Source organism: Mycolicibacterium holsaticum DSM 44478 = JCM 12374 (genome assembly GCF_019645835.1).
Classification (GTDB): Bacteria; Actinomycetota; Actinomycetes; order Mycobacteriales; family Mycobacteriaceae; genus Mycobacterium; species Mycobacterium holsaticum.
The window spans coordinates 2583496-2595732 of record NZ_CP080998.1 but is presented as its reverse complement, the minus strand read 5'-3'; the positions used below and the strand labels follow the sequence as shown (position 1 = coordinate 2595732).

At 67.1% G+C, this 12237-nt stretch carries 13 protein-coding genes; 9 read left to right on the top strand and 4 right to left on the bottom strand.

The window, feature by feature from the left end; all coding sequences use genetic code 11:
* Positions 1–8: 8 nt before the first annotated feature.
* Positions 9–644 carry a fatty-acid--CoA ligase gene (locus K3U96_RS12500; RefSeq protein ID WP_069404073.1) on the bottom strand — a complete coding sequence of 212 codons (636 nt, stop codon included), beginning with the start codon at positions 642–644 and terminating at the stop codon, positions 9–11.
* Between the two features lie 242 nt (positions 645–886).
* Here K3U96_RS12500 and bfr point away from each other — a divergent pair, with 242 nt between their 5' ends.
* The 4 genes from bfr to K3U96_RS12480 all read left to right on the top strand — a co-directional run bounded on the left by bfr (position 887) and on the right by K3U96_RS12480 (position 5491).
* Positions 887–1372, top strand: coding sequence for a bacterioferritin (gene bfr, locus K3U96_RS12495; RefSeq protein ID WP_069404074.1), 486 nt, complete (start codon positions 887–889; stop codon positions 1370–1372).
* A 126-nt stretch (positions 1373–1498) separates the two neighbouring features.
* On the top strand, positions 1499–3550 hold the full coding sequence (locus K3U96_RS12490) for an MDR family MFS transporter (RefSeq protein WP_220693205.1): 2052 nt from the start codon (positions 1499–1501) through the stop codon (positions 3548–3550).
* Between the two features lie 67 nt (positions 3551–3617).
* Positions 3618–4100 (top strand): carboxymuconolactone decarboxylase family protein, encoded by a 483-nt coding sequence (locus K3U96_RS12485; protein WP_069404076.1) that lies wholly within the window; start codon positions 3618–3620, stop codon positions 4098–4100.
* Between the two features lie 29 nt (positions 4101–4129).
* Positions 4130–5491 (top strand): type I glutamate--ammonia ligase, encoded by a 1362-nt coding sequence (locus tag K3U96_RS12480; RefSeq protein WP_220693204.1) that lies wholly within the window; start codon positions 4130–4132, stop codon positions 5489–5491.
* A 40-nt stretch (positions 5492–5531) separates the two neighbouring features.
* Here K3U96_RS12480 and K3U96_RS12475 read toward each other — a convergent pair whose 3' ends face one another.
* Positions 5532–5948: a nuclear transport factor 2 family protein gene (locus K3U96_RS12475; RefSeq protein ID WP_220693203.1), complete on the bottom strand. Its 417-nt coding sequence runs from the start codon at positions 5946–5948 to the stop codon at positions 5532–5534.
* A gap of 16 nt (positions 5949–5964) precedes the next feature.
* Positions 5965–7779 (bottom strand): N-acyl-D-amino-acid deacylase family protein, encoded by a 1815-nt coding sequence (locus K3U96_RS12470; protein ID WP_220693202.1) that lies wholly within the window; start codon positions 7777–7779, stop codon positions 5965–5967.
* A gap of 94 nt (positions 7780–7873) precedes the next feature.
* On the opposite strand from K3U96_RS12470, the gene K3U96_RS12465 reads away from it, so the two are divergent.
* The 5 genes from K3U96_RS12465 to K3U96_RS12445 all read left to right on the top strand — a co-directional run bounded on the left by K3U96_RS12465 (position 7874) and on the right by K3U96_RS12445 (position 10899).
* Complete coding sequence (locus K3U96_RS12465) at positions 7874–8770, top strand: dienelactone hydrolase family protein (RefSeq protein ID WP_220693201.1); 897 nt, start codon at positions 7874–7876, stop codon at positions 8768–8770.
* Between the two features lie 47 nt (positions 8771–8817).
* Positions 8818–9216, top strand: a complete 399-nt coding sequence (locus K3U96_RS12460) for a hypothetical protein (RefSeq protein ID WP_069404081.1) — start codon at positions 8818–8820, stop codon at positions 9214–9216.
* A gap of 82 nt (positions 9217–9298) precedes the next feature.
* Positions 9299–9730 (top strand): cupredoxin domain-containing protein, encoded by a 432-nt coding sequence (locus K3U96_RS12455; protein ID WP_220693200.1) that lies wholly within the window; start codon positions 9299–9301, stop codon positions 9728–9730.
* Positions 9731–9842: 112 nt separating this feature from the next.
* The gene (locus K3U96_RS12450) at positions 9843–10211 is read left to right on the top strand and encodes a hypothetical protein (RefSeq protein ID WP_069404083.1); all 369 of its coding nucleotides are present in this window, start codon (positions 9843–9845) and stop codon (positions 10209–10211) included.
* On the top strand, positions 10201–10899 hold the full coding sequence (locus K3U96_RS12445) for an HAD family hydrolase (RefSeq protein WP_230982441.1): 699 nt from the start codon (positions 10201–10203) through the stop codon (positions 10897–10899). The genes K3U96_RS12450 and K3U96_RS12445 overlap by 11 nt, the downstream gene beginning before the upstream one ends.
* 1 nt (position 10900) lies before the next feature.
* On the opposite strand, the gene K3U96_RS12440 is transcribed toward K3U96_RS12445, so the two are convergent.
* Positions 10901–12184, bottom strand: a complete 1284-nt coding sequence (locus tag K3U96_RS12440; protein ID WP_220693198.1) for a cytochrome P450 — start codon at positions 12182–12184, stop codon at positions 10901–10903.
* Positions 12185–12237: the final 53 nt, after the last annotated feature.

The window sequence follows — 12237 nt, the reverse complement described above, 5'->3', positions numbered from 1 at the left end:
CGGCGTCCCTAGACGCTCTGCTCGTCGATGCTCATGATGTGGGCGAACCTGCCGACGAACTGGGTGGGGTAGGCGCCCAGACCCGCGTGGCACATCCACTCGGCGGCGGCGTCGGGGTGATCGATCCACGCCTGGGCCGCTGCCTCGTTCTCCATCTCCTGCAGGATCATCACCTCCTGCCCGTCGTCGAGGGCCCGGTACACCCAGATCTTGCGGACCCCTCCGCGTTTGAACCGCTCCAGCCCGTCGTGCACCTTGGCCATCAGCGCAGGCACGTCTTGCACAGCCGACATGACGCCGACCACCACGCGCCCGACATGGTCGTCGGGCGAGGGCGGGTAGAGGTCGACCTTCTCCACCACCTCGCCACCGAACACCGGCGGAATGTCGTCGGCCCCGGATATGTCGAACCATTCGAATATCGCAGGGGAGCGCAACACCTCGCGGATGGAGCCGGCTTGCCGAATTCCGATCGTGACCAGAACCCGTCGCGGCTCCCAGATCGAGGTGTAGAGCACGACGTGATGGGCTCCTATCGACGCCAATCCGTCACGGTGTTTTTTGAGCCAGCTCCACATCCGTTCGACGTCTTCGACACGGAAATCACAGGCGAGAATAAACGAGTGCAGATCGTAATCACCCATCCCTAATTCCCACCTGTTCGACCGGCCGGCATGCGGTTAGCGGAGTCTAACCTTAGTTAGCATAGGCAGTCCAGAGTCGGCGCGTCATCGGCGACCCGACGCCAGCCAATTGCTCCCCAGCAGCCCGAAAAGCCGCGCCGCACAAGCGCTAAGACTGTCTCGCGGACGGTTTCTGCACTAGATTGGACGACACACGACCGCGAGCGATACGTGACCAGCCCTCAAGGTGTTAAGGAGCCAGGATGCAAGGCGACCCAGATGTTCTGAAATTGCTCAACGAGCAATTGACAAGCGAACTCACGGCCATCAACCAGTATTTCCTGCATTCGAAGATGCAAGCGAATTGGGGCTTCACCGAACTCGCCGAACATACCCGCAAAGAATCATTCGAAGAAATGAATCACGCGGAGGCGATCACCGATCGAATCCTCATTCTGGACGGGCTGCCGAATTATCAGCGGCTATTCTCGCTGCGGATCGGCCAGACCCTGCGTGAACAATTCGAGGCCGACCTGGCGATCGAATACGAGGTGATGGCGCGACTGAAGCCGGGCATCATCATGTGCCGCGAGAAGGAAGACGCCACGACCGCGACGCTGTTGGAGAAGATCCTGGCCAACGAGGAGGACCACGTCGACTACCTCGAGACGCAGTTGCAGTTGATGGACAAGCTGGGCGACGCGCTCTACGCCGCGCAATGCGTCTCCCGGCCGCCGACCAACCTGTAACCGGTCCGCGCCGCGAGGACGCGTTTTCCCAAACCCACTCCTGGCAACCCTCACGGCGGCCCGCTGTAACTTTTCTAGCCTGTCTAACGATATGGCGGAGGGGTTACCGGCCGACGAGAGGCAGGGATGAGCAGTCCGGCTACACAGACCACCGCCGAAGATCGTGAATCCGGCGCGCTGATCAGTCCGCAGCGCCGCAACTTCGTCTTCGTCGCGGTGCTGTTGGGCATGCTGCTCGCCGCGCTGGACCAGACGATTGTCGCGACCGCGCTGCCGACCGTGGTCGCCGACCTCGGGGGCGCCGGCCACCAGTCCTGGGTGGTGACGAGCTATCTGCTGGCCTCGACCATCGCCACCGCGGTGGTGGGCAAGCTCGGCGACCTGTTCGGCCGCAAGGCCGTGTTCGGGGTGGCGGTCATCTTCTTCCTAGTCGGCTCGGTGCTGTGCGGTATGGCCGGTTCGATGACGGCGCTGGTCGCGTCGCGCGCCCTGCAGGGCATCGGCGGCGGGGCCATCATGGTGACGGCCACCGCGCTGATCGGCGAGGTCATTCCGCTGCGCGATCGCGGCCGCTACCAAGGAGCGCTGGGCGCCGTGTTCGGGGTGACCACGGTGATCGGCCCCCTGCTTGGCGGCTACTTCACCGACCACCTCAGTTGGCGGTGGGCGTTCTGGATCAACGTGCCGGTGGGAATCGTGGTGTTCTTCGTGGCCGCCGCCGCCATCCCCGCGCTCGGCCGCCGTGACAGACCGGTCATCGACTACGCAGGGATCGTGTTCGTCGGCCTCGGCGCGTCGGGCCTCACGCTGGCGACGAGCTGGGGTGGTAGCACGTACCCGTGGGGTTCTGCGACGATCATCGGGTTGTTCGCCGGCTCGGTGGCCGCGCTCGCGGTGTTCGTCTGGGTGGAAAGCCGTGCGGCCGAACCTGTTCTGCCGATCAGGTTGTTCGGCAGCCCGGTTTTCACGGTGTGCTGTGTGCTGTCGTTCATCGTCGGGTTCGCGATGCTGGGCGCGTTGACGTTCCTGCCGACCTACATGCAGTTCGTTGACGGGGTGTCGGCCACGGAGTCCGGGCTGCGCACGCTGCCGATGGTGGTCGGGTTGCTTCTGACCTCGGTGGGCAGCGGCGCCGTCGTGGGCCGCACCGGCCGCTACAAGATCTTCCCGGTCGTCGGCACCGCGGTGATGGTGGTGGGTTTCGTGCTGCTGTCCCGAATGGACGCCGACACGTCGTTGCTGGCGCAGTCGGCGTACCTGTTCGTCCTCGGCGCCGGTATCGGCATGTGTATGCAGGTGCTCATCCTCATCGTGCAGAGCACGGTCGGCTTCGCCGATCTCGGCGTCGCCACCTCGGGTGTGACGTTCTTCCGGGCCATCGGAAGTTCGTTCGGTGCAGCGATCTTCGGGTCGTTGTTCATCAACTTCCTCGATGACCGCATCGGCCCGGCCCTCGCTGCCAGCGGCGCGCCACCGGCGGCGGCGCAGTCGCCGCAGGTGTTGCATTCGTTGCCTCACGATGTCGCCGCGCCGATCGTCACCGCCTACGCCGATTCGCTCGGGTTGGTGTTCCTGTTCGCGGCGCCGGTCGCGTTCATCGGCTTCCTCGTCGCGCTGACCCTCAGAGAGGTTCCGCTGCACGAGATGGAAATGGCGGCTGTCGATCTCGGCGACGGCTTCGCCATGCCCGGCACCGACACCCCCGACCAGGTGCTGGAATCCGCGATCGGTCGGCTGCTGCGGACTTCACCCGAGATACGGCTGCGCACCATCGCGGGCCGGCCGGGCTGCGAACTCGACGTCGCGCGGCTGTGGGCGTTGATCCAGATCTACCGGCACAACCAGGCGTTCGGCTCGGCGCGGCTCACCGACATTGCCGATCGCCTTCGGGTGCCGTGCGAAGTCATCGAACCGACCTTCGAGCAGTTGATCGCCACCGGCTACGCGTTGCGCACCGGTGACCGGCTGTGGCTTACGCAGGCCGGCGCCCGTCAGGTCGACACCGCGTCCTCGGTGCTGGTCGACGCGATCACCGAGAAGCTCGCCAAGTCGCCGACGTACGAGGGCCGACCGGACCACGCGCAGGTGGAGGCCGCGCTGGAACGCATCGCGCATCGCATCCTCGCGCAGCGGGAGTGGGACGACGAACGCGCCCAGATAACCGCCACCGCCACATGATTGCCGCGCCGCGCCCCGCGTTCTAGAACGTGTTCCACCTTTGCGGCGCTGCGCGTACCATGCGGCCATGAGCCGAATAGGAGACTTCGCCGACGACGACGCGGCAGCCTGGGTGGTCAAGTCGCCCGACATCGGGGTCGCGATGGCGGGTTTCACCAACGCCGTCTACACCAAGAACCGCCTGCCGATGCGGGTGCGCGAGTTGGCCAGGATGGTCATCGCGCTGGACAACGAATGCGTGGTGTGCCAGAACACCCGCGACTCGGCGGGTGTCGCGGCCGGCGTCGACGAGGATCTCTACGACCACGCCGCCCAGTGGCGGACCTGGCCGGGCTACAGCGACCAGGAACGCATCGCCGCGGAGTTCGCCGAGCGGTTCGCCTCCGACCACACCGCGCTGCGCGACGACGAGGACTTCTGGGCCCGCTGCCGCACGCACTTCGACGACGAACTACTCACCGACCTCGCGCTGTCGTGCGCGATGTGGTTGGGCATGGGCCGGATGCTGCGCACCCTCGACATCGGCCAAAGCTGCAAGATCACGCTGTAAGCACCTGCGCGAGCGCGCACACTTGCGGCATGACACCGCGGGCCGCCAAACCGCTCGCCGCCGCGGCGATCGCCCAACTCGAGGCCGACGGGGTCACCACCCTGATCGGGACGGTCGTCAACGCGGCGGGGCTCACGCTCGCCAAGACCGTGCCGCTGCGCCGGATGGGTCCGTTCGCCGATCCCGGCCTTGGCGCCAGCCCGGTGTGGCATGTGTTCGCCATCGACCAGACCGGCATCGTCTTCGGCGACGCGATCGGCGTGGTGGGCGATCAGCGGATCCGGATCGACCTGGGCGCCGTGCGCATCCTCGGGGACGGTTTGGCCTGGGCGCCCGGCGCGTTCTTCAGCCAGGACGGTTCACCGGATCCCTACTGCGGCCGCGGCGCGCTGACCAGGGTGACCGACCGACTGACCGAAGCGGGCATCGAGGCCGTCGTCGGGCACGAGATGGAGTTCGTGCTCGTCGGACCCGACGGCAGCCCGCTGCCGTCGCATCTGTGGGCCCAGTACGGCCTGGCCGGCGTGCTGGAGTTCGAGGGCTTCGTCCGCGACGTCACCAATGCCGCTGCGGGATCGGCTGTTTCGATCGAGCAGTTCCATCCTGAATACGGGCGCAACCAGTTTGAGATCTCGCTGTCCCCGATGGCCCCGGTCGCCGCTGCCGACCAGCTGGTGCTGATGCGCATCATCGTCGGGCGCGTCGCCCGCCGCCATGGGCTGCGGGTCAGCCTGTCACCGGTACCGTTCGCCGGCAGCGTGGGATCGGGCTCGCACCAACATTTTTCACTCAAGCGCGCAGATGCGCCGCTGTTCTCCGGCGGAAACGGTGTCGGCGCGATGACACCGGAGGGGCAGTGCGCGGTAGCCGGGTTGATCGCCGGCCTCCCCGAAGCCCAAGGCGTGCTGTGCGGCTCGCTGCTGTCGGGCATGCGGCTGCAGCCCGGCCATTGGTCAGGTGCGTATCTGTGCTGGGGCACCGAGAACCGGGAAGCCGCAGTGCGATTCCTCGTCGGCGGGCCGAGCAACCCATGCGGTGCGAACATCGAGGTGAAGGTGATCGACCCGTCGGCCAATCCGTATTTCGCGACGGCCACCATCCTGGGTTTGGCGCTCGACGGTATCGAGCGCGAACTGCCGCTGGGGCAGGAGACCACCGTCGGTCCGGCCACGATGACCGACAAGCAGCGCGAGCAGGCCGGTATCGCGCTGCTGTCCCCGGAGCAGTCCGACGCGCTCGACCGGCTCGACCGGTCGTCGCTGCTGCGCGGAATTCTCGGTGAGGCGGCCGTCGACTCCATCGTCGCGGTCCGGCGCTACGAGCACGACACCTACGGCGACATGCCGCCCGAGGAACTCGCCGACAAGTTCCGGCTGGCCTGGAGCGTCTGAGGTCAGCCGTCGGGTTGACGTCAAACCGGCGGGGGAGTCCTCAGACCAGGCCGGTCGCGTCGAACACCCAGCTCATGTCGGCGTTAGCGAAGTCCTCCAGCCAGGTGGGCGGTGCGTTGTTGGCCAGCGCACCCATGTCCCAGTAGTCCTTCCACAGGGTGATCTTGCCGTCTTCCACCTTGTGCACCGAGACGAACTTCAGCACCGCGGATTCACCGGTGGCCCAGTGCCATTCCTCGCTGTGCTCGTACATCGCGTCGGTACCGTTGTCGACCAGCACCCCGGAGAAGTTCTCATACGACGCCAGCGGCTCCAAGCCGATCTTGAGTCGCTTGACGATGTCCTCGGGCCCGCGCGCCGCCGCGGTCGGGCCGACGGGCATGTCGAGGTAGATGCAGTCGTCCGATAGGAACGTCTTCAGCGCCTCCCAATCCCGCGCGGACAGCGCCTTCCACATCCCCAAAACGGTATCTTCAACTGACACTGGCTAATTCGCCTTCCTGTGCGGAGATCGCGGGCGCCTTGTGCGCTGCGCGCAAGAACCGGCCGGTGCGCTGCTTGCCGACCAGGTCGGTTGCCCGGCCACCGACGAAGACCGCGCGTCCGCCGACGTAGACCGCGCTCACCGTGTCGTCGTTGCGGTTGACCATGCGCGAGAGCCCGCCGTACTGTTCGACGGCCTCCTCGGCGTAGGCGTCCAGCGAATCATCGAGCCGGGCGGGGTCGACGATCACGAGATCAGCACGGTCGCCGACGCGCAGGTGCCCGGCGTCCAGCCGATACCAGTCGGCGAGGTCACCGGTGAGCCGGTGCACGGCCTGCTCGACCGTCATGAACGGTTGACCTGCGCGCTCGGCGTCGCGGACATGCCGAAGCAGCCGAAGACCCATGTTGTAGAACGCCATGTTGCGCAGATGCGCCCCGGCATCGGAGAAGCCCATTTGGATACCGGCGTCTCGGGCGAGCTTTTTGAGGACCTCGGGCCGGTGGTTGGAGATGGTGGTGCGCCAGCGCAGTGCCCGGCCGTGCTCGAGCACCAGGTCGAGGAACGCGTCGACGGGATGCCCGCCGCCGCGCTCCTTGCCGACCTGGCCGAACGATTTTCCGACGATCGACGTGTCGGGGCACGCCACGATCTCGGCGTCGAAGAAGTCGCGCTGCCACACCCGGATGCCGAGCTTGCTCTCGTACTCCTTGCGGAACCGGCGGCGATAGGCCTCGTCGCGCATCAGGTCGTTGCGCTCGACCTCGTCGCGCAGGTGCAGCGCCGCGGCGCCCGCGCCGAACTCCTCGAACACCACCAGGTCGATACCGTCGGCGTAGACCTCGAACGGCACCGGCAGGTGCTGCCAGCGGAAGTTCCCGCCGAGCCTGTTGACCAGCCGGGCGGCCGGGCCCAGCGCATGGATGCTGTACGGGTTGGACTTCACGTCGGCCGCCGACAGCAGGCTGGTTTTCAGCGGGTTGCGGATCAGGCCGAGCGACTGCACCAGCTGCGACACCAGGTTCAACGGGTTCTGAATGTCGGGGCCGGACTGCAGCACCCGGCCCGTACGCCGAAGCAACGATTTGAGCCTGCGCAGCTCGCGCGGCTTGGCGTAGGTGGACGGCAGGGTCCGCGACCGGCAGACGTCACCGTCGAGCTTGTCGAAAAGAAGCTGCTGCGAAGACATTCCGACGAAGCCGGCCTTCAGCGCGTCCGCGAGCCACCGCTCCATCTGGGCCTGTTCCGTGCGGGTGGGACGCACGTCTTTACGGGTCGCGCGGTCAAGCCCCATGGTGGCCGCGCGCATATCGGAGTGCCCGATGAAGGCCGCGACGTTGGGTCCGAGCGGGCGTGCCTCCAGCGCCGCGATGTACTCCTCGCAGTTCGTCCACGTCTTGTTGCGCTCGACCGCGTCGATGACGTGATCGCGCGGGATCGCCTCGACCCTGCCGAAGATGTCGCCGGCGTCGGTGCCGCCGACGTGGACGGTGGACAGCGAGCAGGACCCGAGCATCACCGTGGTCACCCCGTGCCGCAGCGACTCGGTGAGCGCCGGGCCGTCGAGCACCTCGACGTCGTAGTGGGTGTGGATGTCGAGCATGCCCGGCAACACCCATTTGCCGGCCGCGTCGACGACGTCCGAGCAGCCGGTCGGGTCGAGGTCGTCCTCGGTGATCGCTGCGATATGGCCGTTGCGGATGCCGATGTTCGCCACCGCCGATGGTGCACCGGTGCCGTCGAACCAGCGTCCGTTGCAGATGATCGTGTCGTAGGTCACCCCGTCATAGAACAGCCCGGGCATTGCGGTGTCAATGAAAACCGTGAACAGATTCTCAATTCTGTCTATTTTGCCCGATGACCTGGTGTTATCCGCTGACCGGAGGATACTGACGGGAATGACGCCGCTGCAGCGCTACATCGCCGAAGAGATCGCGATCGATCACGTCGACGGCCTGCTGTCCAGACGCGAGGCCCTGCGCAGGCTCGCGCTGCTCGGCGTCGGCACCGCCGCCGCGACGGCGCTGATCGCCGGGTGCAGCGACAAGCGCGAACCCGAGGCGCAGAGCCCGGCCACCTCCTCGAGCGGGCGGGAGACGACGGGTGCGCAGACCGCGTTGCCCACCAGCCCGGTCACCTGGTCGGGGCCCCGCGGTGAACTGCAGGGCGCATGGGCTCAGGCGCCCGATCCGCGCGGCGGTGTGCTGGTCATCCACGAGAACAAGGGGCTCAACGACCACATCCGGTCGGTCGCGGGCCGGTTCGCGGGCACCGGCTACTCCGCGCTGGCGATCGACTTGCTGTCGGCGCAGGGCGGAACCGGCACCTTCGCCGATCCGGCGCAGGCCACCGCCGCACTCGCCAACATCGCGCCCGCCGACGCCGTCGGCGACTTGAAGTCAGGAATCGACGAACTCACCGGCCGCGTCCCCGGCCGAAAGGTCGCCGCCGTCGGCTTCTGCATGGGCGGCGGCATGGTGTGGCGGTTGCTGGCCGCGGGTGAACCACGGCTGTCGGCGGCCGTCCCGTTCTACGGGCCGACACCGGAGAATCCCGACTTCTCCGGGTCCAAAGACGTTGCGGTGCTGGGAATCTACGCGGCCCAGGATCAACGCGTCAACGCCACCGAACCGGTGGCCCGTGCGGCGTTGGAGCAGGCGGGCATGGTGTTCGAGTTGGTCACCGAACCGGACGCCAACCACGCGTTCTTCAACGACACCGGACAGCGCTACAACGCCGCCGCGGCCGCCGACGCCTGGCAGCGGGTGCAGGACTGGTTCGCCCGCTACCTCTAGATGGCTTTGTGTCTGTTCGCGCGACGAAGGTGATCTACCATCCACTAATGATCAGGCCGTTGATGGTCGTCGTCGCCTCCGCCGTCCTGCTGCTGAGCCCGACGGCGGGTGTCGCAGGCGCCGACCCGCAGACGCCGCCGTGTGACTACACGCTGTCGGCGCCCTATGTCGTCGACGTGTCCGGAACCGCGATGGTGACCGCGACGCTGGAACCGGCGGCCTGCGACCGGGCCAACGTGTTCTCCACCGTCGCGTGCATCCAGTTGGAGGGCGCCTCGGGGCCGGGTCAGTGCAAGAAGAACAACGGTTTGCTGCCCGCCCGGGTCTACTACGCGCCGTATCAGCCGGGGAGGACCTACGTGTCCACCGGGCGCGGCTGCGCCAGCGTCGGCAATCCGCCGCAGCCGGTGTGCCAGCCGACGGGTCCGGTCACCGCGACGCTGTAGCGATATCGCCGAACACCCTCGGGCGCGAACCCCGACGGTTCGATAATCGTGTCCACGGTAGAACCAAACCCAAGGGGACACGATGAAGAGAGTCTGGCTGTTCTGCAGCGCCCTGTGCCTGATCGCCGCGCTGGCCACCGGCTGCAACCAAGCGGCCACCACCGAGGACGACGCGACGGGTACCGCCACCGCGACGGGCACCGCCGCCGAGACCACCACCGAGGAGACCACAACCACGACCACGACCGGTGCGCCCGCGGCCGCCGAAGCCGCGACGATCACGATCGCCGACATGAGTTTCGGTGATCCGATCACCGTCGCGCCCGGCACGCAGATCACCGTGACGAACAACGACTCCGTGGAGCACTCGGTGACCTCACGGACCGCGGACACCTTCGACGTGCACGTCGACGGTGGTGAGCAGGGCACGTTGACCGCGCCGACCCAACCCGGCGAGTACGCGTTCTACTGCGTGTATCACCCGTCGATGACGGGCACGCTGATCGTCAAGTAGCGGACGCGCTGACGGCGTTTCGGTTCAACACGGTTAGGCCGCGCACTTCTCGGGCATCCGCAGTTATTAGCGGGCCCGTCAGTCACGGCCCCGACCGAACGAAGGAGCCGACATGGACAACGCCGTCATATGGGTCATCGTGGCCATCGTGGTGATCATCGTGATCGCAGCGCTGGCCTACGTGGCCATGCAGTCGCGCAACCGTAAGCGCCAGGTGCACGCCGAACGCATCCGTGAAGAGGTGGACCAGGAGTCGAAGCGGGTCGAGAAACGTGAAGCGCTGGCCAAGGAGAACGAGGCCAAGGCGCGTGCCGCGCAGGCCGACGCCGAGGCGAAGGCCGCCGAAGCCGCCCGCCTGGCCGACGCCGCGGCGACTCACCGCGATGCCGCGGCCAACTCACGCGAGGATCTCGACGCCCGCCGCGAACACGCCGACAAGCTCGATCCGAGGACTAGGACAACCGATCGCAGTGAGCCGTAGCCGCAGCACACCGCCCGCCGTGCTGTTCGACATCGACGGCACGTTGGTCGATTCGAACTATCTGCACGTGCACGCGTGGAACCGGGCATTCGCCGAGGTCGGCATCCCCGTCGAGGCATGGCGTATCCATCGCTCGATCGGTATGGACGGCGGCACGCTGGTCAGCACATTGGCAGACGACCCCGACGAGGGCACCCGGCAACGGCTCAAGGACCTGCACTCGCGCTACTACAAGGAGATGACGCCGGAGTTGCGGCGCCTGCCCGGTGCCCGCGAACTCCTCGAGGCCGTCAACAAGCTCGAACTGCAGGTGGTACTGGCGACGTCGGCGCCCGAGGACGAGCTGTCCATCCTGCGTGAGGTGCTCGACAGCGATCACCTCGTGTCGGTGGTGACGTCGTCGGCCGATGTGGAGACGGCCAAACCTCACCCGGACATCATCGAGGTGGCGCTGGACCGCGCCGGGGTGCCCGCCGCGCACGCCGTGTTCGTCGGCGACGCGGTGTGGGACGTGGTGGCCTGCCGGCGCGCCGGTGTGGAGACCGTCGGGCTGCTCAGCGGCGGAGTCTCGCAGGCTGAGCTGGAAAGCGCCGGTGCGGCACGGGTTTTCCAGAACCCGTTGGAGTTGTGCCAGCATCTCGACGACACGCCGATCGCCGCGCTGGCCAACATCGTCGGCTCGCGGTAGTTCAGCGCGGGGGAGTCCAGGCCACCGGCAACCGTTTGATGCCGTGGATGAACGCCGAGTGCAACCGGTCGGGTTCCTCGGTGGCGCTGATGTCGGGCAGGCAGGCGTGCAGTTCCTCGAACGCGACCGTGATCTCGCGGCGGGCCAGGTTGGCGCCGAGGCAGAAATGCGCGCCCCCGCCGCCGAAACCGACGTGCGGGTTGGGGTGGCGGAGCACGTCGAACAGCCAGGGGTCGGCGAACTTCGTTTCGTCGCGGTTGGCAGAGCCGTACCAGAGCGTGACCTTGTCGCCTGCGGCGATCTTCACGCCGCGCACCTCGGTGTCGCACGTCGCGGTGCGGCGCATGTACGCCACCGGTGACGCCCAGCGCACGATCTCCTCGACGGCCGTCGGCGCCACCTCGTGGTAGTTGCGCCACCATTTGTCGCGCTGCTCGGGGTAGCGGCTCAGCGCGAGCACGCCGTGGCTGATGGCGTTGCGGGTGGTCTCGTTGCCCGCGACGACCAGCAGGATGAAAAACGATGCGATCTCAGCGGAGGTCAGCGCCCCGCCGTCCAGTTCGGCCTGCACCAGGCTGGTGGTCAGGTCCTCACCCGGGCGGATGCGCCGGTCCTCGGCCAGCGCCGTCGCGTAGGCACCGATGTCCATCGCGACGCGGGCGAACTCGTCGAAGTCGGTGGCGATATCGGGGTCGCCGAAGCCGAGGATGACGTTCGTCCAGTGGAAGATCTGCTGATGATCCTGCTCGGGGATCCCCATCATGTCGCAGATGATCTGCAGGGGCAGGGGTCCGGCCAGTTCGGCGACGAGTTCGCCCTTCCCGTCGGGGTGGGCTGCCACCATGTCCTGGACCAGCCGACTGGCCCGCTCACGCACCGATTCCTCGACCATCGCCAGCACGCGCGGGGTGAACGCGCTGCGCACGATGTTTCGCAGCCTGGTGTGCCGCGGGTCGTCCATCGCGATCATCGAGCCGAAATACTCGTTGAGCTCGGGGTTCTGGTCGCCGACCGTGATGCCCAGCGCCGAGCTGAAGATCTCGGGGTGACGGCTCGCGTAGAACACGTCGTCGTAGCGGGTCAGCGCCCAGTGACCGGCGATTTCGTTCTCGGCGTCTTCGAGGTAGGCCGAGTGGAAGGACACCGGCGCCTCACGGCGCAGGGTGGTGAAGGCGCCGTCGCGGAAGTCGTCGTCGCGACCCCAGAACTCCCACGTCCCCAGGTCGATGTCAGCCAGCGGTATGTCGGGCGGCGCGGTGCCGTTCACCCGGGTCACGATTCCCACCTCCCCGAGCCTAGGCGCAGTTCGGCCGGGCAGCACCGAAGCGGGCCAAATCC